Consider the following 21311-nt stretch of genomic DNA (forward strand, 5'->3'; position numbering starts at 1 on the left):
CCGGGCGTTTCACGGCAGCCTGCACTCAAGGAACGACAGGAGATGCCCATGCCCGGCTTCGACATCCCGCTGCCCGCGGGTCATTACATCGGTGGCCGCTATGTCCCCGGTGAGGACGCCATCGACGTGATCTCGCCCTCGACGGGGCAGCGCATCGGGGCCATCCCCTGTGCCGATGCCGCCGTGGTCGACATGGCCGTGCAGGCCGCGATCGAGGCGCGGCGGACCTCGAACTGGGGGGGCATCAGCCCCCGCGAACGGCTGAAGGCGCTGCACGCCTGGGCCGACCTGATCGAGGCCGAGGCCGAGACGCTGGCCTATCTGGAGGCCATCTGTTCCTCGCGCCCGCTGGTGCAGGCCAAGGCGGGCGACGTCAGTGTCACCGCCGAGCAGATCCGCTTCTTCGCCGAATTCGCCGACAAGGAAGGCGGCGCGCTGGTGCCCACGTCGGACGCGGCCTTCGGCTATATCTCGGATGAACCCTACGGCGTGGTGGGGGCGATCACGCCCTGGAACTTCCCGATCTCGATGGCGGGCTGGAAACTGGGCCCGGCGCTGGCGGCAGGCAATGCCGTGGTGCTGAAGCCTTCGGAAATGACGCCCTACAGCACGCTCTACATGGCGGAACTGGCGGTGCGGGCGGGCATCCCGGCGGGCCTGATCAACATCGTGCTGGGCGACGGCCCCGTCACCGGCACCGCGATCACCGGCCATCCGCAGATCGACAAGGTGTCCTTCACCGGCTCGACCCGCGCCGGATCCGCCATCATGGAGAACATCGCCCGCACCGGCATCAAGCCGATGACGCTGGAACTGGGCGGCAAGAGCCCGATGGTCGTCTTTGCCGATGCCGACCTGGACCTGGCCGCCAGCTGCCTTGATCGCGGCATCATGCCGAATGCCGGGCAGTTCTGCGTCGCCGGATCCCGCATCCTGGTCGAGGAAAGCATCGCGGGCGCGCTGGCCGAACGGCTGCAGGAACGCTTTGCCGCCTACCGGCCCGCCGACACGCTGGCGCCCGAGGCCGGGTTCTCTCCGATCATCTCGGCGCGGCAGATGGCGCGGATCGACAGCATCGTGCAGGCCTCGGCCCGGCAGGGCGGCCAGATCCTGTGCGGCGGCGCCGCCTTCGACCGCGAAGGCAGCTTCTACCAGCCGACGCTGATTGGCGGTGTCACCCAGGACAACCCCGCCGTGACCGAGGAAATCTTTGGCCCCGTCGCCACCTTCCAGACCTTCAAAGGCGAGGACGAGGCGATGGCGCTGGCCGCCCATCAGACCTATGGTCTGGCGGCGGGCCTGTTCACCCGCGATCTCAGCCGGGCGCTGCGCCTGTCGCGCCGCCTCGAGGCCGGGACCGTCTGGGTCAACCGCTACGGCCGTTCGCGCGACCACATCCTGCCGACCGGCGGCTGGAAGGCAAGCGGCCTGGGCAAGGACCTGGGCCGCGAAGCCTACCTTGCCAACCGCCGCACCAAATCCGTTCTGATCGACCTGTAAGACCCCAGGGGAGCCTTTCGATGACCAACCACCGCCTTGCCCTGATCCCCGGTGACGGGATCGGTGTCGACGTGACCGACGCCACGATGGAGGTGCTGAGCGCCGCCGCCAAGGGTCGTTTCACGCTGGAGACCACCACCTTCCCCTGGTCCTGCGAATATTACCTGGAACATGGCCAGATGATGCCCGAAGACGGCATCAAGACCCTGAGCGCCTTCGACGCGATCTACCTGGGCGCCGTCGGCTGGCCCGCGACCGTGCCCGATGCCGTGTCGCTGCACGGCCTGCTGCTGCCGATCCGCAAGGCCTTCACCCAATATGCCAACATCCGTCCGCACCGCCTGCTGGCAGGTGTCGAAGGGCCGCTGAAGGCCGAGGGCTTTGACATCCTGTGCATCCGCGAGAACACCGAGGGCGAATATGCCGGCGCCGGTGGCCGCGTCCATCAGGGCCAGGACAACGAAGTCGCGACCGAGGTGTCGGTCTTTACCCGCAAGGGCGTCGAACGCATCATCCGCTTTGGTTTCGAACAGGCACGCGCCCGGCGCAAGCACCTGACCTCGGTCACCAAATCCAATGCCCAGAAATACTCGATGGTGTTCTGGGACGAGGTGACGAAGGAAGTCGCCAAGGAATACCCGGACGTGACCGTCAGCCACATGCATATCGACGCCATGGCGGCCAAGATGGTGATGGCGCCGCAGGATCTGGACGTGATCGTGGCCTCGAACCTCTTCGGCGACATCCTGACGGACCTGGGCGCCGCGATCCAGGGCGGTCTGGGCTTTGCGGCCTCCGCCAACATCTGCCCCGATCCTTCGGTGCCCTCGATGTTCGAACCGGTGCATGGCTCGGCCCCCGATATCGCCGGCAAGGACATCGCCAACCCGATCGCCGCGATCTGGTCCGGCGCCATGATGCTGGAGCACCTGGGCGAGACCGAGACCGCCGCCGAGATCCTTGCCGCCATCGAAGCCGCCACCGCCCAGGGCATCGGCACCCGCCCGGGCAGCCATTCCACATCCGCGATCACCGCGGCGATCCTTGCCGCGCTGGAGGCCTGATCCATGACCGTTCACGACACCTTCCCCACCGACATCCGCGCTGCGCTGAAGGATGCGGATCTGTTCCGCGAAGCCGCGCTGATCAATGGCCAGTGGATCGCCCGGGACGACATGGGCGTCACCAACCCGGCGACGGGCGGCATCCTGGGCCAGATGCCCGATTGCACGGCCGAGGAAACCTCGGCCGCGATCGCCGCCGCCGCCGAGGCGATGAAGGCCTGGAAGGCCCGCACCCATGCCGAACGTGCCGACATCCTGATGGTCTGGTACAATCTGATGCTGGAACATGCCGATGATCTGGCGATGATCCTGACGGCCGAACAGGGCAAGCCGCTGGCCGAGGCCAGGGGCGAGATCCTGTATGGCGCCTCCTTCGTGCGCTGGTTCGCCGAGGAAGCCCGCCGCATCAACGGCGCGATCATCCCCAGCCCCGTGCCCGGCAAGAAGATCTTTGCCATGAAGGAACCCGTGGGCGTCTGCGCGATCATCACGCCGTGGAACTTCCCCAACGCGATGATCACCCGCAAGGTGGCACCGGGTCTGGCGGCGGGCTGCACCATGGTCATCAAGCCCTCGGACTTCACGCCCTATTCGGCGCTGGCGCTGTGCGTGCTGGCGGAACGCGCGGGCATTCCCGCGGGCGTTCTGAACGTGCTGACCGGCCGCCCCGAGGTGATCGGCGCGACGCTGACGGCAAGCCCCGTGGTGCGCAAGCTGTCGTTCACCGGCTCGACCCGCGTGGGGGCCCTCTTGGCCGAACAATGCGCGCCGACGCTGAAGAAGCTGTCGCTGGAGCTGGGGGGCAACGCGCCCTTCATCGTCTTCGACGACGCCGATCTGGACGCGGCGGTCGAGGGCGCGATGGTGTCGAAGTTCCGCAACGGCGGCCAGACCTGCGTCTGCGCCAACCGGATCCTGGTGCAGTCGGGCATCCATGACGCCTTCGTGGCGGCTCTGGCGGCCAAGGTCGATGCGCTGAAGGTCGGGTCGGGCATTGCCGCGGGAACCACCATCGGCCCGATGATCAACGACGCCGCGATCACCAAGATCAACGCCCATGTCGCGGATGCGCTGTCGAAGGGCGCCACCCGCGCCACCGCGCAGCGCGATGTGGCGGGCCAGTATGCCGATCCGGTCGTGCTGACCGGCGCCACCACCGAGATGCGCCTGGCCTCCGAGGAAACCTTCGGCCCCGTCGCCCCGGTCTTCAAGTTCGAGACCGAGGCAGAGGCGCTGGCGATCGCCAACGGCACGCCCTTTGGTCTTGCGGCCTATTTCTACACCACCGACATGGCCCGCGCCTTCCGCTTTGGCGAGGCGCTCGAGGTGGGCCTGGTGGGGCTGAACACCGGTGCCGTCTCCCATGCCGAGGCCCCCTTCGGTGGCGTCAAGGCCTCGGGGCTGGGTCGCGAAGGCGCCCAGGAAGGCATCGAGGAATACCTGGAAACCAAGGCCTTCCACTTCGGCGGGCTGTGATCCGGGGCCCCTCGGGGTCAGTGAAAAGGGGCGTCCCGATGGGGCGCCCCTGTTGCGTCACGGCCTGTGCGGCGGCTTTGCCGGTGCGGGCACCGTGACCGGCCGGGTGCGTTCGCGCCACAGCGCCGGCAGCCACAGCAGGGCCAGGACGTAAAGCCCGATGGTGGTGTTGACCAGCGCCCCGCCCCCGCTGTGCATGGCCGAGATGTAGCAGGCCGCATAGACCAGCACGACGTGCCAGGCATAGACATGCAGCGAATGACGCCCCAGAAGGCACAGCGCGGGCTGGGTGAACAGCCACCGCATGGCCCCCGACAGGCCCCGGATCCAGCCCTGCGGCGCCTCGCGCCCGCCGATGGCCAGCCAGGCGAACAGGAAGGCCGCAGCGGCAAAGTTCAGCAGGTAGACGGGGCCGAAATTGGTCCGCAGTTCCAGCGGTGCAAAGACCTTCAGCAGCTCGGGCGACATCATCCCGTTGGCCGAGGCGATGCGCAGCGGCGCGAAGAGCGCCATGAACAGCGCCGCCACCAGTGCCAGATCGCGGGTGCGCGGGCCCAGGAAGGCCTCCCACCGCAGCCGGCCGGAAACCCACAGCCCGCCCAGGATGACGCCCGCCATGAACGGTAGCTGCCAGCCCATCGGGTCGAAGGCCATGCGCAGGCCCTGGCTGTCGGTGGTTTCCAGCGCCCGGTCCACAGCGCCCGATATCGGCAGCATCACCTGCATCTGGCAGGCCGTCCAGACCAGCCCGGCCACCCCGGCCGCCAGCATCCAGCGCCCCGCCATCACCCAGCGAAGCATCAGCGGTGCGGCCGCCATGAACAGGATGTACATCGGCAGGATGTCCATGAAGGTGGGCTGGAACAGCAGCGTCAGGATCGCGAAGACCCGCAGCGGGTCGTCGATCCGCGCGGTCGAGACCCAGTTGTGCCAGGCCGCCACGCCGCCGGGCAGGATGTCGCGTGCCAGAAGTGCGGCGAAGACCAGCCCGATGCTCCACAGCCACAGCTCGGCCATGCGGCCGCGGATCGAGCGGTGCATCGCCGTGGGGCCGTCGCGCAGCAGCCTGCGGCCCTGCACCAGCCCGATCATCAGACCCGACAGGAACACGAAGCCCTGGGCGCTTTCGACGAACATCACCTGGCGGAAATGGACCTCGGTCAGCCAGACGCCGCCCTGCAGCACCAGATGCGACAGGGTCATGGTCAGCAGGAAGAAGCCCCGCATCCCGTCCAGGTAGTCATGACGCTTTATCTGTTTCGCTTCCAAGGGTTGATCCTCGACAGGGACTTGCCCGCAGAGTGCGGACAGGACAAATTCCGGCTCGTATCGTCGTGGTAGCGGCGCTTCAATAAGCATTTTCGCGCCATAGGCGCCGTATTGCCGCAGGGGCCGGGCCCCGCATCCGCACGGGACGGGCCGCCCGGGGGCATGCAGCCGGACGATGAAACCGTTCGGGAAGAACGCGGCCGGGGCCGCAGCCGTTCCCTGACGGCTACAGGAGCCGGAAAATAGCTGAGAATCGGTGAAAAGACGCCGAGCCAATGGCCGCAGCCGGCAAGGCCCTGCCTGCAGACAGGCAACGGGGCCCCGCATGGGGGCCCCGCAAGGCGGTGCGACGCGGGGCGCCGGTTTCCGCCAGTGTGATCAGCGGTAGTTGGCCGCCGGGCCGACCACCTTCGAGATCTTCAGCGAGCTGGTCTTGATCAGCACCAGATAGTTTCCGACCACGCGGTATTCCTCGCCCGAGGGCGCTTTGCTCAGCTTGCTCTTGGAAGAGGGCGTGAACTTGCTGCCGGACTTGCCGCTTTCCCCGACCTTCGGAGCCGAGGTCTTGGTGGCCGATTTCGTGTTCGACGAGACCGAGGATTTCTTCTCGGGGGTCTTGGCCTCGGTCTTGCTGGTGGTCTTCGAGCTGGCCTGTGGGGCGGCCTGGGTGCTCTTCTTGGTGCTGCAGTCCGACTTCGAGCCGCTGCAGTCCTGCGTGGTGGGCGTGTGCGTTTCCGCAAAGGCGCCGGCAGCGGGACCGAAGGCGAGAAGGGCGGACAGGGCAATCGCGAGCGTTCTGTTCATGGGCCTAACAATGTTCCGTGTTGTTTCAGGGTTCAACGCAGTCAGCGGCACATTCCGTCGCTCACAAAACCGTGAAGGCGATTTTATTGCGTCGTCGTGCCGCCGGGCCGCGTCGCCCTGAGCGCCGGTTCTGATCTTTTGCCCCGCCGGAGGCAAATCACGTCCTGGTGGCCTTGCGGCCGCCGGTCAGCGTCCGCCCAGGTATTGCGGCAGCAGCCGTTCCAGGGTGCGTTCCATGACATCGACGGTGACCTTGGTCTGGTGATCGACCTCGATGTTGACGTGATCGCCAGGCCGGTAGTTGCGGAAGGTGGTCTGGCGCAGGGTCTCGGGGATCAGGTAGATGGTGAATTCGTCCCCCTCGGCCTCGGCGACGGTCAGGCTGGCGCCGTTCACCGCGATGAAGCCGCGGTTGAAGATGTACTTGGCCCAGTCGGCGGGCACGCGGAAACGCAGGAAGGCGCCGTCCTCGTCGGTCTTCAGGGCCACGACCTCGGCCGTGCAGGAGATATGGCCGGCAATCGGGTGGCCGCCGTTCTCGTCCGACATCCTGGCCGAGCGTTCGACATTCACTGCCATGCCCGGTTCCAGCCGGCCCAGGTTGGTGCGTTCCAGCGTCATGGTCATGGCATCGAAGGATACCTTGCTGTCCGCGATGGCGGTGGCGGACAGGCAGACGCCTTCGATGGCGACGCTGCCGCCGATCTTCAGATCCTGCAGGTGGCCCTGGTCGATGTCGATGACAAGGCTGCGATAGCCGGGGTGTTCGGTGACCGAGGCGACCGAGGCGACGGTCTGGACGATGCCGGTATACATGCTGCGGGCCCTTTCTGTTCCGTGAGCGACAGATAAGGCGGCGGGGCGCCGGGCGAAAGGGCCTTGGCGGTGCGGGGATGCGCAATCGCCCTGCACCGGGGGCATCGGGCGGGGCGGGACAGGATGCCCCTCTGGCGCAGGCGGGCGCGGGCTGACAGGATGGCGGCAAACCCGAAGCAGGACATGGCATGACCCCGATCACCGGCCGGACGCGGCTTTTCGGCATCCTGGGCGACCCGATCGTTCAGGCGAAGACCCCGGAAGAGATGAACGCCCTTTTCGCGCGCGAGGGGGTGGATGCGGTGCTGGCGCCGCTGCAGGTGCCTGCGGGGGGCCTGGGGCCGGTGCTGGCGGGGCTGCGCGGCATCGGCAGTTTCGGCGGCGCGGTGGTGACGATGCCGCACAAGGCGGCGGCGCTGGCTCTGTGCGATGCGCTGGAGGGGGACGCGGCACTGATCGGGGCCGTCAACGTCCTGCGCCGCGAGGCCGACGGGCGGCTGGTGGGCGCCATGCTGGACGGCACGGGCTTCGTGGGCGGGTTGCAGGCGGCGGGGATCGCGCTGGCGGGGATGGATGCCTGCCTGCTGGGGGCGGGCGGGGCGGGATCGGCCATCGCCTTCGCGCTGGCGGGCGCGGGGGTGGCGCGGCTGACGATCGTCAACCGCTCTGGGCTGCGGGCGCGGGACCTGGCGGCGCGGGTGGCTGGGCGCTACCCGGGTGTCGATGTCCATGCCGGGCTGCCGTTGACGGCCAGCCGGGATCTGCTGGTCAACGCGACGCCGCTGGGGATGCGGGCGGGCGATCCGCTGCCGCTGGCGGATCTGGCGTTCCGGCCCGGGCAGGTGGTGGCGGATGCGATACTTGATCCGGTCGAGACGCCGCTGCTGGCCGCGGCCCGCGCGGCCGGCGCCCGGATCCAGCCGGGCCGGCCGATGCTGCAGCAGCAGATCCGCATGATGGCGCAGCACATGGGGGCGCTCTGACCATGACCCTGCCGGCGGGCGCGCGCTTCGATCACGTGATCGTCGGGGCCGGGACCGCCGGTTGCCTGCTGGCCGAGGCGCTGTCGCGCTCGGGCCGTGCCCGGGTCCTGCTGATCGAGGCGCGGGCCGCGCCGCGTCCCTGGCAGCGGACAGCGCCGCCCGGTTTCGCCGCCGAACCCGAAGCGGCCACCGGCCGCCGGGCGCTGCTGCTGACACGCCGCGACGATGCGCCCTGGATGCGCGGCCTGCCGCAGGATTACGACGACTGGCGGGTCCCGGGCTGGGGCTGGTCCGACGTGCTGCCGCATTTGCGCGCCATCGAGGCCTGGGCCGGTCCCGATCCCGACCCCTCGCGCGGGCGGGACGGGGCGATGCCGGTGACGGCGGCGGGCTGGCGTGCCCCGCTGGCCCGCGCCTTCCTGGAGGCCGCGACCCAGCAGGGCCAGCGCTTTACCCCAGATTGCAACGGCGCGCTGCCCGAGGGCGTCGGCTGGTTGCAGCAGACCCGGCGGCATGGGCGCCAGCGCTCGGCCCGGCAGGTCTGGCTGGCCCCGGCGCGGGGCCGGGCGAACCTGATGATCCTGACCGGCACCCGCGCCCTGCAGATCCTGCTGGACGGCCGCCGCGTCACCGGCCTGCGGCTGCAGCGCGGGACCGAGCGGGCCGAGGTGCTGGCAGGCCAGGTGATCCTGTGCGCCGGGCCGGTCCAGAGCCCGCAGCTTCTGGAGCTGTCGGGGATCGGCGACCCGATGCGGCTGGTGGCGCTTGGGGTGCGGCCGGTGGTGGCGGCCTCGGGCGTGGGCGAGGGGCTGTCGCTGGGCCAGGCGGTGCCGCTGCACTGGCACCTGGGCCAGCCTGACGGCGCTTTGCCATGGCGCGCGCGGATCCTGCAGCACCTGGCCGGGCGGCTGCGGCCTGCGGCGGTGGCAGGGGGCTTTTTGCGGGCGCGACCGGGGGCGATGCGCGCCGATGTGCAGCTGGAACTGCGGCCGGGCGATGGGGACGTCACCTTGCAGGTGGGGCTGCTGCGGCCGCAGTCGCGCGGCCGTGTCCATGCGGTCGATCCCGATCCCTTCCGCCCGCCCCAGCTGGTGGCGGGCCTGCTGACCCGCGACGAGGACCGCAGCACCCTGACCGCCGGCCTGTCGCTGGCGCGCCTCATGATGGACCAGCCGCCAGTGAGGCCCTTCGCGCCGCAGTTGCAAACGCCCCTGGCCGGGCTGCCGGCCGCGGGGCTGGTGCTGACGGGTGATGCCTGCGGCACCTGCCGGATGGGCGCCGATCCGGGCGCGGTGGTGGATCCGGGGCTGCGGGTGCGCGGCATCGCGGGGCTGCGGGTGATCGACGCCTCGGTGCTGCCGAAACCGGTCTCGGGGCCGGGGCGGGCGGCGGTGACGATGCTGGCGCATCGCGGCGCCAGCCTCATCACCGGCGAGGCCTAGGGTGCGGCCCTGCAGACAGGCCCCTAGGCCCTGAGCGTCGCGCCACCGTCGACATAGAGATCCGCCATGGTCACATGCCCGGCCTCTTCCGACAGAAGGAACATCGCCGCGCGGGCAATGTCCTCGGGGGTGGCCAGCTTGCCCAGCGGGATGCCGGTGCGGTGGCTGGCAAGATCACCGGCGATGATCCGTTCGGCGCCGCTCTCGTCCGCCCACATGCCGGTCTGCATCGGTGTCAGCGTCGAGCCCGGCGCCAGGATGTTGCAGCGCACGCCATAGGGCGCCAGCTCCAGCCCCAGGCAGCGGGTCAGCATGGTGACTGCGGCCTTCGAGGGGCCATAGGCGCCCATTCCCGCCCGCGGGATCCCCGCCGCGTTCGAGCTGATCACCACGATCGCCCCCGCCCGGTGCCGCGCCATCGCCCGGCCCATCGCGCGCGTCACCGCGAAGGTGCCGCCGGCGTTGATGTCCATGACGCGCTGCCAGTCCTCGGCCGAGGTCTCCAGCAGCGGGCCCATCGCCAGCACGCCCGCGCCGTGCACGCCCAGCCCCAGGGGGCCAAAGCGTGCCTCGGCCTCGGCCACGCAGACCTCGGCGCCCTCGGTGTCGCGCACGTCGAGGCCGACCCAGGCCAGCCCCTCGCGGTCCTCGGGCGCCAGCCGGTCCAGCGCATCCGGGTGGTCCGTCGCCGTCACCCGCGCCCCCGAGGCCAGAAGCAGCCCCACCATCGCCTGTCCGATGCCGCCCGCGGCACCCGTGACCAGCGCATTGCGGCCTTCGAATCCGGTCAGCTTCATGCCAGCACCTCGGCCGGAGAGAGGGTGGCCAGAGCCGCCTCGGTCGAGACGACCCCGCCGCAGGTCGCCGCCACCCAGCCCATCGCCATGTCGTGGCGGGCACGGTCGAAATCGGCCTGGGCATCGGCCACGGCGAAGGGTTCGATGTCGCGCTGGAACGCCTCGGCGGCGGTGCACAGGCAGCCGATATGGGCATAGATCCCGGTGATCATCAGCTGGTCGCGGCCCCGCGCGCGCATCAGGGTTTCCAGGTTGGTGCGCTGGAAGGCGCTGTAGCGGTGCTTGGTCAGCACGATCTCTTCGGCCAGGGGGGCGAGGTCGGGCAGGATCTGTTCATGCTCGGCGGTGGCTTTCATGCCGGGCCCCCAGAGGTCGGCCTGCAGGCCGCGGTCGGGGCGGAACTGGTTGCCCTTCTGCGCGGTCCAGAAGACCGGCACGCCCGCGGCCCGGGCCGCAGCGATCAGCCGGGCGATGTTGGCGACCACGGGCAGCAGGGGCGTGTCCTGCGGATAGGGGGCGCAGAAATAGCGCTGCATGTCGTGGACCAGCAGGGCCAGGCGGCGGGCTTCGGGGTGGAAGGGCGCGCGGGGGGCGGGCAGGCTGGCTGCCTCGGGCAGCGGATAGGGGGCAATGCCGGGCAGGGCCATGGGTTACTCCGTCAGGGTCAGGGCGGCGTCACGCGGCAGGCCGAAGGCCTCCAGCATGGCGGCGAATTTGGCGCCGGTCTCGGCGGTTTCGGCCAGCGGATCCGAGCCGGGCACGATCCCCGCCCCGGCATAAAGGCGGGCATGATGCTGGCCGACTTCGGCGCAGCGGATCGCCACGTACCAGGCGCCATCGCCCTGCGCATCGCTGTATCCCACGGCGCCGGCATAGAAATCACGGTCAACGGGTTCCAGCTGGCGGATCAGGGCTGCGGCCTCGGCGCGGGGGGCACCACAGACGGCGGGCGTCGGGTGCAGCAGCGCGGCCAGCACGGGGGCGGGGGTCTCGGGGTCGCTCAGCCGGCCCTCGATGCGGGTGCCCAGGTGCCACATGCTGCCGGTCGAGGTGACGGTCGTGCCCTCGGGCGCGGCCAGCTGACGGCACAGCGGCGCCAGCGTGTCCATGATCGCCTCGACCACCAGCGCATGTTCGCGCCGGTCCTTGGGCGAGCCGCGCAGCGCCTCGGCGGCGGCGCGGTCCTGCACCGGGTCGGCCTGCCGCCGGGCCGAGCCCGCCAGCGGATGCGAGAAGACCTGTCCGCCGGTCTTGCGCAGCAGCAGCTCGGGGGTGGCGCCGACCAGGTGGCGGGGACCTGCGGCCGTATCGGGCAGGCGCACCGAAAAGCCGAGCGCGGCGGGATCACGGGCCAGGCGGGCCAGCAGCGCGGCGCGGTCGATCGGCGCCTCGGCCTCCAGCCGCAGGCTGCGCGCCAGCACGACCTTTTCCAGCCGGGTGCTGGTGGCCATGGCATCCAGCGCGGTGGCGACGGCGCGGGCATAGGCGGCGGCGGCGGGTTCGGCCCGCAGGCGGCAGGGGCCGGGCGCGGCCTGCGGCAGCGCCGGTGCGGCGGTCGCGGTGCTGGTCCACAGGCAGTCGGGCTGGGTGCGATCGAAGGGCAGGGCGCCGGCGATCAGCCCGTCGGGGCCCGGCTTTGCCGCTGCCAGGCGCGTGGCCAGCGTGTCGGCCGTGCCGCGCGGCAGGGCGGTGACCTGGCCTGCGGCAACGCGCGGACCAGAGGCCTCGAGGAATGCGAAAGCGGGGGTCGGGTCGGTCGCCTCGGCCAGGATCTGCGGGAACGGACGTGTCATAGCACCCTCCTTTGATGGGATTCCGCCGGGGCGGAACGCGGATCATTGGGCGGGCTGCGGCCCCGCAGGGGATCGTCTGGCTACCTGAGCGGGGCATGACAAAGTGTCGCGCAATACTCAAGTGAAAAAGTCAGGAATTGGGGGCTCGGGCGGTCTTTGGCCAGCTTGAGGAGAATTAAGGCAAATGCCGCGCAATTTCCTTTCCGGCGTGAAACGGCCCAAGTCCCTGTCCTGCCGTGGAATGTGGGCGACCGGGGCGCGGAACCGCTGCGGGATCAACGTCCGGTTAAGACCCGCTGCCGTATCCCGCCAAAGGACAGGCCGGGCGCCGGGGCATCCCGAAGGCAAGGCCACAGCACCCGATCAACGCCGCGGGAGATGACGACATGGCCCTGATCAAGAAGCAATCCTCAAGCCCCTCGGCCGCCCCGGAAGAGGCGCTGGATGCCGAGTTCCAGTCCGCCGCGAGCGAGCGCAAGCCGCGGGCGGGGGCCGGGGTGGACCAGAAGCGTCAGCGGGCCCGCACCCTGGCGCGCCAGCAGCAGGCGGCAGAGCGCATTGCCTCGGCCTCGCTGGAGCTGAACGCGGGCGTGTCGCAGGCCAGTGCCGCGACCGAGGAACTGGCCAAGGCGATGAACCAGATCTCTGGCGGCGCCGAGGAAGCGGCCTCGGCCAGTGAGGAAAGCGCCGCGGCGATGACCCAGATCAGCCGCCGGGTGGGGCTGCAACGCGAGGCCGCCGACCAGTCCCGTGACGTCACCCAGAAGCTGCAGGCCTTGCTGGAAGAGACCAACACCGGCGTTTCCCTTCTGATCGAGAACGTCGGCCGGGCGGCCCGGCGGCAGTCGGCCTCGGTGGTCAAGATGGAAGAGCTGGAAAGCCAGGCCAAGGGCATCATCGAGGCGGTGAACCAGGTCATCCGCATCGCCGACCAGACCAACCTGCTGGCGCTGAACGCGGCGATCGAGGCGGCACGGGCGGGCAAGCATGGCAAGGGATTTGCGGTGGTGGCCGACACGGTGCGCACCCTGGCCGAGGCCTCGGAGAAGAACGCCACCAGCATCGAGGTGCTGATCCGGCAGATCCAGACCGGCGCGCGCGAGATCTCGGACGGGGTGCGCAGCTCGGCCGAGACGGCGAGCCGCGAGGTCGAGAAGGGCAAGGTGGTGACCACCCAGCTGGACGAGATCAAGGATGACATGGCGCTGATCATGACCGGCGCGCGCCAGCTGGCCGATGCCGCGCTGGAGATGGGCGCCGCCGCCGAGCAGGCGCAGAAGGGCGCCGAAGAGGTCGCCGCCGCCGCCGAGGAACAGTCTGCCGGGGCCCTTCAGGCCCGCAAGGCCGTCGACATGCAGGCCCAGGCCCTGTCGGAGGCCGAGCGCGCCGCCGCCGAGCTTGATGACCTCTCGGACGAGCTGAAGACCTCGACCGACATCGCGAAATCCTCCGAGGAGGTCGCGGCCGCCGCCGAGGAGCTTTCGGCCACCATCCAGGAACTGAACCGCGCCAGCAGCCAGATCATGGCCGCCATCCGCGAGATCGCCGAGACCGCCGCCACCCAGGCCGCCGCGGTCGAGGAAGGCGTCGCGGGCATCGCGCAGATCGAGAAGAACTCGGACCTGGCGGAAACCCGGGCGGGCGAGGCTCTGGAGAAGGGCGATGCGATCAGTGCCCTGCTGGAGACCAACAAGACCAGCATCGACGAGATCATCGCCGGCGTCACCGATGCCATGGATTCGGCACAGAAATCGGTGGAAGAGATTCAGGAGCTGGAGCTGATCAGCCGCAAGATCGACAAGATTGTCGATGCGATTTCCAACGTCGCGATCCAGACCAGCATGCTGGCGGTCAACGGCGCGGTCGAGGCGGCGCGGGCGGGCGAATACGGCAAGGGTTTCGCGGTGGTGTCGACCGACATCCAGAACCTGGCCAATGATGCGGCGCTGAACGCCGAGCAGATCAAGGACATGGTCAAGGGCATCCAGGATCAGATCGGGGTGGTGCGCCTGGACCTGATCGCCACGGCCGAGGCCTCGCTGGCCGAGGTCGAGCGCGCTGCGCTGACCACTCAGAAGCTGGTCACGGTGGCCGGTGACATGACCAAGGTGATCTCGGGCAACCGCGAGATCCAGACCGCCAGCCAGGAGATCGCCAAGGCCGTCGCCGATGCCAAGCGCGGCATGGAACAGATCGCCGCCGCCGCCGAACAGGCGCGCACCGCCGCCGAGCAGGCCAGTGCCGCCGCCCGCCAGCAAAGCGAAGGCGGCCAGGAGCTGGCCAATGCGATCGACGCCATCGCCTCGATCGCCGACGAGCTGCAGAGCGCCTGATGCGCGCGCCCGGACCCAGGAGGATGCCTGCATGACCCTGACGGACGATCTGCTAGAGGACTCTCCCGGCACGGCCGAGGAGGCGCTGACGCGCCAGTACGTGACCTTCCACCTGCGCGGCGAATGCTTTGCCTTCCCGATCGACATGGTGCAGGAGATCATCCGCGTTCCCGATACGGTGGCGGTGCCGATGACGCCGCCGGCGCTGATCGGGCTGGCCAACCTGCGTGGCGTGGTGCTGCCGGTGGTGGACCTGCGCGCCGCGCTGGACATTGAAACCGCCGATTACGGCGAGGCGTCCCGGGTGATCGTGGTCCATGCGGGCCAGTCCGTCGGACTGGTGGTGGACCGGGTGGCCCGCGTCACCAATGTCTCCGAGGACCAGATCGAGCCCGCCAATGGTGTCGAGCGCGCCGTCGATGTCGAGGTTCTGACCGGCGTGGTGAAGAACCATTCCGACGCCGAGCTGGTGCAGATCCTCGACCCGGCGCTGGTGATCGCGCGGCAGTTTCCGGCGCCGGAAGGCGGCCCCGGCACGGCAATGGCGGCGGCATTGTCGGCGGCCGCCCGGCCGGCCGTCACCGAGGAGGCCGAGGATGATACCGTCCAGCTGGTCAGCCTGGTTGTCGCGGGCGAGGAATATGCCTTTCCGATCGACACTGTCGACGAAATCGTCCGCGTCCCCGAGAAGATCTCGGTCGTGCCCTGCAATGCGCCGCATGTGCTGGGGCTGATCAACCTGCGCCACCGGCTGCTGCCGCTGGTCTGCCTGCGCGGCATCTTCCAGCTGCCCGCGGCCGAGCGTAGCGACAGCAACCGCGTCGTCGTGCTGCGGCTGGGCGAGGAAGACGGCGAGGCGCTGCGCGTCGGCGTCGTGGTCGATCAGGTGCGCGAGGTGTTGCGGGTGCCGGCCTCGGCCCGCGACCGGCTGCCCGGGGTGCTGCGCCGGGGCGAGCGTCACGAAATCGAGGCGGTCTGCCAGCTGGAGGACGGCGCCCGCCTGGTCTCGGTGCTGTCGGGTCCGGCGCTGTTCGAGATGCCGGCGCTGCGCGAGGCGGCGCAGCTGGCCACCGCAGAGACCGAGGAAGAGGACCACGACGTCATGATCGGGGATGAGACCGACGAGACCCAGCTGGTGGTCTACCAGCTGGAGGCGCAGGAATTCGGGGTGGACATCCATTCGGTGCAGGAAATCATCCGCCTGCCGGAAAAGCTGGCGCGCGTGCCCAAGGCCCCCGACACGGTCGAGGGGATCCTGAACCTGCGCGGCATGGTCTTGCCGGTGGTCGAGATGCGCCGCCGTTTCGGTCTGGCTCCGATGGAACGCAACGACCGCCAGCGCATCCTGGTGCTGAACGTCGGCGGCATGCGCACGGGCTACATCGTCGACAGCGTGTCCGAGGTGCTGCGGGTGCCGGCCTCGGCGACCGAGGCTTCGCCGCGGCTGTCGAAGGAGGCGGACCGGCTGGTCGGCCGGGTGGCCAGCCTGCAGAATGGGGCCCGCATGGTGCTGGTTCTGGATGCCGAGGCACTGGTGGCCGATGAAGAGGGGCTTGACGCCCTGATGGCTGGCGGCTGACGCGGGGGGCGACCGGGATGAAGTTGCTGATCGTCGATGATTCCGCCCTGATGCGCCGGGTCCTGCAGCAATGCTTCGAGGGCGAGGACGGCATCGAGATTGCCATTGCCCGCGATGGCGAAGATGCGCTGCGCGTCGCCCAGGAATTCCGGCCCGACGTGGTGACGCTCGACATCAACATGCCGAAGATGGACGGGCTGACCTGCCTGGCCCATCTGAGCGAGATCAGCGATGCTGCGGTGATCATGGTCTCGTCGCTGACCGAGAAGGGCGCGCTGGCCACTTTCGAGGCGCTGGAACTGGGGGCGGTGGACTTTGTCGCCAAGCCCGGTGGCACGGTGTCGCTGAACCTTGAGATGGTCTTCGAGGAGCTGCGCGCCAAGGTGCGTGCTGCAGGACGGGCCCGGGGGCGCCCGGCGCCGATGGCCCGCGCGGCGCCCAGGCCGGCCCCGCGCGCCGCGCCGCGTCCCGCCAAGGCCGCGGCCGTGCCGGGCCGCCCTCTGCCCGTGGGGGCGCCGGAACTGCTGCTGATCGGCAGTTCGACCGGTGGTCCGAAGACGGTGGGCGCCATCCTGGAGGCGCTGCCCGCCGATTTCCCGGTGCCGATCCTGGTTGCCCAGCACATGCCGGAACGTTTCACCCGGATCTTCGCCAGCCGCCTTGACGGGGCCTGCGCGCTGAAGGTCCGCGAGGTCACCGGACCCGTCCCGCTGATGCCTGGCACGGCGCTGATCGCAGCCGGCGGCAGCGACGTGGTGGTCAAGCGCCGCGGCCGTGGCCTGCTGGCCGATACCGCAGCGTCGGATACGTCCTTTACCTGGCACCCGAGCGTGGCACGCATGGTGGCCTCGGCACTGGATCATGTCACACCGGACCGGATGATCGGTGTGATGCTGACCGGGATGGGCGATGACGGCGCTTCCGAGATGACGCGCATCCACACCGGCGGTGGCCGGACCGTCGCGGAATCCGAGGAAACCGCCGCGGTCTTCGGCATGCCGGAAAAGCTGATCGCCCATGGCGGTGCCACCAAGGTCCTGCCTGCCTATCGCATTGCGGACCAGATCCGACGCTGGGTCCAGTCCGCCCCTGCCGAAAGGGAAGTCCGATGCCGCTGATCTCGTCTCCGGCCGAACGGCCGGTGCCGCGTCGCAAGCCCGGCCGGGCCGCGGCCCTGAAGGCCCTGGCCGAGGGCACCCCCTTCGCGCGTCGTCAGGCCGCGCTGGACCTTTCCGGGGATGCGGAAGCGACCGAACCGCTGATCGCCCGGCTGGCCACCGAGCCCGAGGCCGCGGTGCGTGCCGCCCTGCTGGAGGCGCTGGCGGCCATCGGGTCGGACCGGGTGGTGGCGGCGCTGATCGAGACCCTTCGGGTCGAGAATGCCGAGCGCCGCAACGAGGCCGTCACCGCTTTGCAACACCTGTCGGCGCCGGTGGCGCAGCACATGGCGGCGCTGCTGAAGGACCCCGATCCCGACATGCGCATCATGGCGGTGGACGTGCTGCGCCTGCTACCCCACCCCGAGGCGCCGCACTGGCTGGGCGATCTGCTGGAACGCGAGACCCATGTGAACGTGGTGGGCGTCATCGTCGATCGCCTGGCCGAGATCGGCAGCCCCGACCACCTGCCGGCCTTGCGAGCGGTGCGCCATCGCTTTGCCGCCGAACCCTATATCTGCTTTGCCACTGATCTGGTGATCCGTCGCATCGAGGCCATGGCCGGGGAGGGCGGCGCATGACCGCCAGCCTCAGCGCCGAGGATTTCAGCGTTTTCCGGGAATATTTCTACAAGAAGACAGGGATCGAGTTCGACGAGAGCAAGCGCTACTTCGTCGACAAGCGGATCCTCAAGCGCATGGAGGCCACCGGCGCCGCGACCTTTCGCGACTATTTCGTCAAGCTGCGCTTCGAGGCCAGCCAGAAGGAATTCCAGAACATCGTCAACGTGATGACGGTGAACGAAACCTACTTCTTCCGCGAGGAACACCAGTTCCGCTGTCTGACGGGCCATGTGCTGGACGAGCTGGTCGAGATCCGCCGCCGCCGCAAGGGCCCGATCCGCATCCTGTCGCTGCCCTGCTCGACCGGCGAGGAACCGTTCTCGATCGCGCTGTCGCTGATCGCCGACTGGCCGGGGCTGGCGCATCACGATGTCGAGCTTGCGGGCTGTGACATCGACACCGAGGTCCTGAGCCGCGCCCGCGAGGGGCTGTTCAGCGCACGGTCGGTGCAGAACGTGCCGCCCAAGGTGCTGTCGGCGCAGTTCACCCGCGAGGGGGACCGGGGCTATCGCATCGGTGAAGACCTGCGCGGCTCGGTAGATTTTTTCCGCATCAACCTGTCGAACCCCGACGAGGCCCGCGGCCTGCGCAATTACGACGTCATCTTCTGTCGCAACATGCTGATCTATTTCGACGACAGCTCGCGTCGGGCGGCGACGGATGCGCTTTATGACGCGCTGAACCCCGGCGGTTTCCTGTTCCTTGGCCATTCCGAAAGCATGAGCCGCATGTCCTCGCTCTTTGCCGTGCGCAAGTTCCCCGAGGCGATCGTCTACCAGAGGCCCCTGTCATGACCGATCCCGCATCCGCCCCCCGCCGCCCCGTGGCCCTTGTCGTCGACGATGCCAACACGGTGCGCATGTACCATCGCAGCCTGGTCGAGGCCGCCGGCTGGCAGGTGGTCGAGGCCGAGAACGGCATGGAGGCGCTGGAGCGCGCCATGGACATGCGCATCGACCTGATGTTCGTCGACGTCAACATGCCGGTGATGGACGGCTACCGCTTTGTCGAGGCCGCCCGTGCCAGCGCGGCACTGGCCGATGTGCCTGCGGTGATGATCTCGACCGAGGCGCAGATGCTCGACAGCGACCGGGCCTTCGCGGCGGGCGCCAACCATTACCTGGTGAAACCCGCGCAGCCGCAGGATCTGCACGCGATCCTCGACCTGCTCAGCCCGGAGGACCGGCCATGAACGCGCTGCTGACCCAGTTCGTGAGCGAGGGCCGAAACCTGCTGGAACAGGCCTCGAAGGCGCTGCTGGCGCTTGAGGCAGAGCCTGGCAATACCGGCCATCTCGACGGGCTGTTCCGCGCGGTGCACACGATCAAGGGCGGCTCGGGCCTGTTCGAGATCGCCCCCTTCACCCGCGCCGTTCATGCAGGCGAGGACCTGATGGATGCGGTGCGCGCGGGCGACGTGCGCTTTGATGCGGATCTGGCGGACCTGCTGCTGGACCTGCTGGACCAGGTCTCGGAATGGCTGGACGAGCTGGAGCAGACCGAGACCCTGTCCGATGGTGCCGGTGCCATTGGTGATCGGTTGTCCGAGGCCCTGCGCACCCGCCTGGTCGAGGGCACCCCTGCCACCGAGGCGCCCGTGGCCACGGCCCAGGCCACCGTCCCCTGGCCCGATGCGGTGCCGCCCGCGTTGCGCAGCGGCACCGCCCATCTGGTCACCTACCATCCCCAGCCCGAGGCCTTTTACGCCGGTGACGACCCGCTGCTGACGGTCACCACCACCCCCGGTCTGCGCTGGCGCATCGCCCTGCCGCCCGCCGCCTGGCCACCGCTGGAGCAGATGGATCCCTTCACCGCGCTGATGGGGTTCCAACTGGTCAGCGATGCCCCGCCCGAGGTCTTGCAGGCACATTTCCTCTATGTCGAGGACCAGGTCAGCATCGCGCCGCTGCCCGCTGCTGCCGCGCCGACGGATCCGGCCACGTCCATGGCGCTCGGGTTGCTGGCGTCGCAGCGGCGGCTGCTGCAGATCCAGGCCGAGGCCCCGCAGCCGGCGCATCTGGCCAGCGCCCGGCAGGTGCTGCGCCGCCTGGCCGGGCATCTTGATCACCCGGAGGTCGCGCTGCAGGTCGCGGCGCTCGATCCTGGCGCTGCAGATGCGGCGGCGCAGCTGGACCGGCTGGCGGAGACCCTGGCCCAGGCGCTGTCGGTGCCGCCCGAGGTGCCGCAGGCCGCCCCGCCGCCGCCGCTGCCCGAAGATCCCGATCCGGTTGACACCGGCCCGGGGCCCTCGGGGCCCCGCAAGGCCGCGCCGATCCGCGTCGATGCCGATCGCATCGACCAGCTGATGAACCTGGCCGGAGAGCTGATCGTCGCCAAGAACGCGATGCCCTTCCTGGTCCGCAAGGCAGAGGAAGCCGCCGATCCCCGCATCCTTGCGCGCGAGATCAAGGCCCAGCACGATGTCATCAACCGCATTGCCGATGAGCTGCAATCGGCGGTGATGAAGATCCGCATGGTGCCGGTGGGCTCGGTTCTGGGGCGGTTCAACCGGCTGGTGCGGGACCTGTCGCGCAAGCTCGACAAGCGCATCCGGCTGGAGATCGAGGGCGAGGAGACCGAGGCCGACAAGGCCGTGGTCGAGGAACTGGCCGATCCGATGGTGCACCTGATCCGCAATGCGCTGGATCACGGGCTGGAAACCCCGGCCGATCGCCGCGCCGCCGGCAAGCCCGAGGAGGGCGTGATCCGCCTGACCGCCTATCAGCGCGACGACAGCGTGGTGATCGAAATCGCGGACGACGGCCGTGGCATCGACACCGAGCGCGTCGCCGCCAAGGCGCTGGAAAAGGGCCTGATCGAGGCCGACACCCTGGCGGCCATGGGCCCTGAAGAGCGTCTGCAGCTGATCTTCCTGGCCGGGCTGTCGACGCGCGACCAGATCTCGGACCTGTCGGGGCGGGGCGTCGGGATGGATGTGGTGGGCAGCATGGTGCGCCGGGTGGGCGGCCAGATCGGCCTGCAAAGCACCCCCGGCGCGGGCACCGTGGTGCGGATCTCTCTGCCGCTGTCGATGGCCGTGCAGCGGCTGATGATGGTCGAGGTCGCAGGCGGTCTTTACGGCGTGCCGGTGGACCAGGTGGTGGAAAGCCAGCGCCTTGCGGCCGAACGCATCCACTGCCACCGCCACGAGGAGATGATCCTGTTGCGCCAGCGGATGATCCCGCTGCTGCGGCTGCGCAGCCTGTTCGGCTGCCCGCCCGAGGATCCGAAACCGGAAATCAATGTCATGGTCGTAAATGTGGATGGCAACGAGGTCGGGCTGGTGGTGGACCGCTTCCATGCCGGCGTCGATGCGGTGGTGAAACCCATGGAAGGCATCCTTGGCGGCGTGGGCTGTTTTGCGGGCACGGCGCTTCTGGGCGACGGCTCGGTACTGCTGGCGCTCAACTTGGCGGAGGTTCTGTCATGCCGTTGGAACTGAACGAAACCCTGGCCGTCCTGACCGGCCATGCCGAGATCACCGAGGCCGAGACCCTGCTGGACTGGCTGCGCGGACAGACGGCGCCGCGTGTCGATGTCTCGGGCTGTGGCTCGGCCCATATGGCGGTGCTGCAGGTGCTGCTGGCGACCCGGCCGCAGATCCAGGGCGCGACGGGCCAGACAGACTGGCGGGCGCTGCTGGCCGCGGCCGCGCCGCAAGAAGTGGAGTGAGAAA

Annotated in this window: 19 protein-coding genes; 13 read left to right on the forward strand and 6 right to left on the reverse strand. The window is 69.5% G+C overall.

Going from position 1 to position 21311, the window contains the following annotated elements; genetic code table 11:
- Positions 1–48 precede the first annotated feature (48 nt).
- From AC2ITM_RS24750 to AC2ITM_RS24760, 3 genes are read left to right on the forward strand one after another with little or no spacing between them, the layout of a single operon-like run.
- A complete protein-coding gene (locus tag AC2ITM_RS24750; RefSeq protein ID WP_486470867.1) occupies positions 49–1500 on the forward strand; it encodes an aldehyde dehydrogenase family protein in 1452 nt (483 codons plus the stop codon).
- Positions 1501–1520: 20 nt separating this feature from the next.
- Positions 1521–2564 (forward strand): tartrate dehydrogenase, encoded by a 1044-nt coding sequence (locus AC2ITM_RS24755; RefSeq protein ID WP_486470868.1) that lies wholly within the window; start codon positions 1521–1523, stop codon positions 2562–2564.
- Between the two features lie 3 nt (positions 2565–2567).
- Positions 2568–4040, forward strand: a complete 1473-nt coding sequence (locus AC2ITM_RS24760; RefSeq protein ID WP_486470869.1) for an NAD-dependent succinate-semialdehyde dehydrogenase — start codon at positions 2568–2570, stop codon at positions 4038–4040.
- A 57-nt stretch (positions 4041–4097) separates the two neighbouring features.
- Here AC2ITM_RS24760 and opgC read toward each other — a convergent pair whose 3' ends face one another.
- The 3 genes from opgC to AC2ITM_RS24775 form a co-directional block, all read right to left on the reverse strand.
- On the reverse strand, positions 4098–5309 hold the full coding sequence (gene opgC / locus AC2ITM_RS24765) for an OpgC domain-containing protein (protein ID WP_486470870.1): 1212 nt from the start codon (positions 5307–5309) through the stop codon (positions 4098–4100).
- Between the two features lie 378 nt (positions 5310–5687).
- The gene (locus AC2ITM_RS24770; RefSeq protein WP_486470871.1) at positions 5688–6113 is read right to left on the reverse strand and encodes a hypothetical protein; all 426 of its coding nucleotides are present in this window, start codon (positions 6111–6113) and stop codon (positions 5688–5690) included.
- A gap of 186 nt (positions 6114–6299) precedes the next feature.
- The gene (locus tag AC2ITM_RS24775; protein ID WP_486470872.1) at positions 6300–6929 is read right to left on the reverse strand and encodes a riboflavin synthase subunit alpha; all 630 of its coding nucleotides are present in this window, start codon (positions 6927–6929) and stop codon (positions 6300–6302) included.
- A gap of 188 nt (positions 6930–7117) precedes the next feature.
- Between AC2ITM_RS24775 and AC2ITM_RS24780 the strand changes: the two genes are divergently transcribed.
- A complete protein-coding gene (locus tag AC2ITM_RS24780; protein WP_486470873.1) occupies positions 7118–7912 on the forward strand; it encodes a shikimate dehydrogenase family protein in 795 nt (264 codons plus the stop codon).
- Between the two features lie 2 nt (positions 7913–7914).
- Positions 7915–9354 (forward strand): GMC family oxidoreductase, encoded by a 1440-nt coding sequence (locus AC2ITM_RS24785; RefSeq protein WP_486470874.1) that lies wholly within the window; start codon positions 7915–7917, stop codon positions 9352–9354.
- A gap of 23 nt (positions 9355–9377) precedes the next feature.
- Here AC2ITM_RS24785 and AC2ITM_RS24790 read toward each other — a convergent pair whose 3' ends face one another.
- From AC2ITM_RS24790 to AC2ITM_RS24800, 3 genes are read right to left on the reverse strand one after another with little or no spacing between them, the layout of a single operon-like run.
- The gene (locus tag AC2ITM_RS24790) at positions 9378–10151 is read right to left on the reverse strand and encodes an SDR family oxidoreductase (RefSeq protein ID WP_486470875.1); all 774 of its coding nucleotides are present in this window, start codon (positions 10149–10151) and stop codon (positions 9378–9380) included.
- Complete coding sequence (locus AC2ITM_RS24795) at positions 10148–10798, reverse strand: isochorismatase family protein (protein WP_486470876.1); 651 nt, start codon at positions 10796–10798, stop codon at positions 10148–10150. The genes AC2ITM_RS24790 and AC2ITM_RS24795 overlap by 4 nt, the downstream gene beginning before the upstream one ends.
- Before the next feature lie 3 nt (positions 10799–10801).
- Positions 10802–11944: an isochorismate synthase gene (locus tag AC2ITM_RS24800; RefSeq protein ID WP_486470877.1), complete on the reverse strand. Its 1143-nt coding sequence runs from the start codon at positions 11942–11944 to the stop codon at positions 10802–10804.
- Between the two features lie 386 nt (positions 11945–12330).
- Here AC2ITM_RS24800 and AC2ITM_RS24805 point away from each other — a divergent pair, with 386 nt between their 5' ends.
- Genes AC2ITM_RS24805 through AC2ITM_RS24840 form a run of 8 tightly spaced genes read left to right on the forward strand, consistent with a single transcriptional unit; the run spans position 12331 to position 21307 of the window.
- The gene (locus AC2ITM_RS24805; protein WP_486470878.1) at positions 12331–14277 is read left to right on the forward strand and encodes a methyl-accepting chemotaxis protein; all 1947 of its coding nucleotides are present in this window, start codon (positions 12331–12333) and stop codon (positions 14275–14277) included.
- A 31-nt stretch (positions 14278–14308) separates the two neighbouring features.
- Positions 14309–15856 carry a chemotaxis protein CheW gene (locus AC2ITM_RS24810; protein WP_486470879.1) on the forward strand — a complete coding sequence of 516 codons (1548 nt, stop codon included), beginning with the start codon at positions 14309–14311 and terminating at the stop codon, positions 15854–15856.
- Positions 15857–15873: 17 nt separating this feature from the next.
- Complete coding sequence (gene cheB / locus AC2ITM_RS24815) at positions 15874–16974, forward strand: chemotaxis-specific protein-glutamate methyltransferase CheB (protein WP_486470880.1); 1101 nt, start codon at positions 15874–15876, stop codon at positions 16972–16974.
- Positions 16965–17594: a HEAT repeat domain-containing protein gene (locus AC2ITM_RS24820; RefSeq protein ID WP_486470881.1), complete on the forward strand. Its 630-nt coding sequence runs from the start codon at positions 16965–16967 to the stop codon at positions 17592–17594. The genes cheB and AC2ITM_RS24820 overlap by 10 nt, the downstream gene beginning before the upstream one ends.
- Positions 17591–18430 (forward strand): CheR family methyltransferase, encoded by an 840-nt coding sequence (locus AC2ITM_RS24825; protein WP_486470882.1) that lies wholly within the window; start codon positions 17591–17593, stop codon positions 18428–18430. The genes AC2ITM_RS24820 and AC2ITM_RS24825 overlap by 4 nt, the downstream gene beginning before the upstream one ends.
- Positions 18427–18828: a response regulator gene (locus tag AC2ITM_RS24830; protein ID WP_486470883.1), complete on the forward strand. Its 402-nt coding sequence runs from the start codon at positions 18427–18429 to the stop codon at positions 18826–18828. The genes AC2ITM_RS24825 and AC2ITM_RS24830 overlap by 4 nt, the downstream gene beginning before the upstream one ends.
- The gene (locus AC2ITM_RS24835; RefSeq protein ID WP_486470884.1) at positions 18825–21077 is read left to right on the forward strand and encodes a chemotaxis protein CheA; all 2253 of its coding nucleotides are present in this window, start codon (positions 18825–18827) and stop codon (positions 21075–21077) included. Before AC2ITM_RS24830 ends, AC2ITM_RS24835 begins: the two co-directional genes overlap by 4 nt.
- Positions 21062–21307 carry a hypothetical protein gene (locus tag AC2ITM_RS24840; RefSeq protein ID WP_486470885.1) on the forward strand — a complete coding sequence of 82 codons (246 nt, stop codon included), beginning with the start codon at positions 21062–21064 and terminating at the stop codon, positions 21305–21307. Before AC2ITM_RS24835 ends, AC2ITM_RS24840 begins: the two co-directional genes overlap by 16 nt.
- The last annotated feature ends 4 nt before the right edge of the window (positions 21308–21311 follow it).

This window comes from Pseudooceanicola sp. NS-SX9, assembly GCF_057380705.1.

Bases quoted from the DNA above. Each gene is read 5' to 3' on its own strand.
- AC2ITM_RS24750 (WP_486470867.1), top strand. From the start codon at position 49: ATGCCCGGCTTCGACATCCCGCTGCCCGCGGGTCATTACATCGGTGGC.
- AC2ITM_RS24755 (WP_486470868.1), top strand. From the start codon at position 1,521: ATGACCAACCACCGCCTTGCCCTGATCCCCGGTGACGGGATCGGTGTC.
- AC2ITM_RS24760 (WP_486470869.1), top strand. From the start codon at position 2,568: ATGACCGTTCACGACACCTTCCCCACCGACATCCGCGCTGCGCTGAAG.
- AC2ITM_RS24770 (WP_486470871.1), bottom strand. From the start codon at position 6,113: ATGAACAGAACGCTCGCGATTGCCCTGTCCGCCCTTCTCGCCTTCGGT.
- AC2ITM_RS24775 (WP_486470872.1), bottom strand. From the start codon at position 6,929: ATGTATACCGGCATCGTCCAGACCGTCGCCTCGGTCGCCTCGGTCACC.
- AC2ITM_RS24780 (WP_486470873.1), top strand. From the start codon at position 7,118: ATGACCCCGATCACCGGCCGGACGCGGCTTTTCGGCATCCTGGGCGAC.
- AC2ITM_RS24785 (WP_486470874.1), top strand. From the start codon at position 7,915: ATGACCCTGCCGGCGGGCGCGCGCTTCGATCACGTGATCGTCGGGGCC.
- AC2ITM_RS24790 (WP_486470875.1), bottom strand. From the start codon at position 10,151: ATGAAGCTGACCGGATTCGAAGGCCGCAATGCGCTGGTCACGGGTGCC.
- AC2ITM_RS24795 (WP_486470876.1), bottom strand. From the start codon at position 10,798: ATGGCCCTGCCCGGCATTGCCCCCTATCCGCTGCCCGAGGCAGCCAGC.
- AC2ITM_RS24800 (WP_486470877.1), bottom strand. From the start codon at position 11,944: ATGACACGTCCGTTCCCGCAGATCCTGGCCGAGGCGACCGACCCGACC.
- AC2ITM_RS24805 (WP_486470878.1), top strand. From the start codon at position 12,331: ATGGCCCTGATCAAGAAGCAATCCTCAAGCCCCTCGGCCGCCCCGGAA.
- AC2ITM_RS24810 (WP_486470879.1), top strand. From the start codon at position 14,309: ATGACCCTGACGGACGATCTGCTAGAGGACTCTCCCGGCACGGCCGAG.
- cheB (WP_486470880.1), top strand. From the start codon at position 15,874: ATGAAGTTGCTGATCGTCGATGATTCCGCCCTGATGCGCCGGGTCCTG.
- AC2ITM_RS24820 (WP_486470881.1), top strand. From the start codon at position 16,965: ATGCCGCTGATCTCGTCTCCGGCCGAACGGCCGGTGCCGCGTCGCAAG.
- AC2ITM_RS24825 (WP_486470882.1), top strand. From the start codon at position 17,591: ATGACCGCCAGCCTCAGCGCCGAGGATTTCAGCGTTTTCCGGGAATAT.
- AC2ITM_RS24830 (WP_486470883.1), top strand. From the start codon at position 18,427: ATGACCGATCCCGCATCCGCCCCCCGCCGCCCCGTGGCCCTTGTCGTC.
- AC2ITM_RS24835 (WP_486470884.1), top strand. From the start codon at position 18,825: ATGAACGCGCTGCTGACCCAGTTCGTGAGCGAGGGCCGAAACCTGCTG.
- AC2ITM_RS24840 (WP_486470885.1), top strand. From the start codon at position 21,062: ATGCCGTTGGAACTGAACGAAACCCTGGCCGTCCTGACCGGCCATGCC.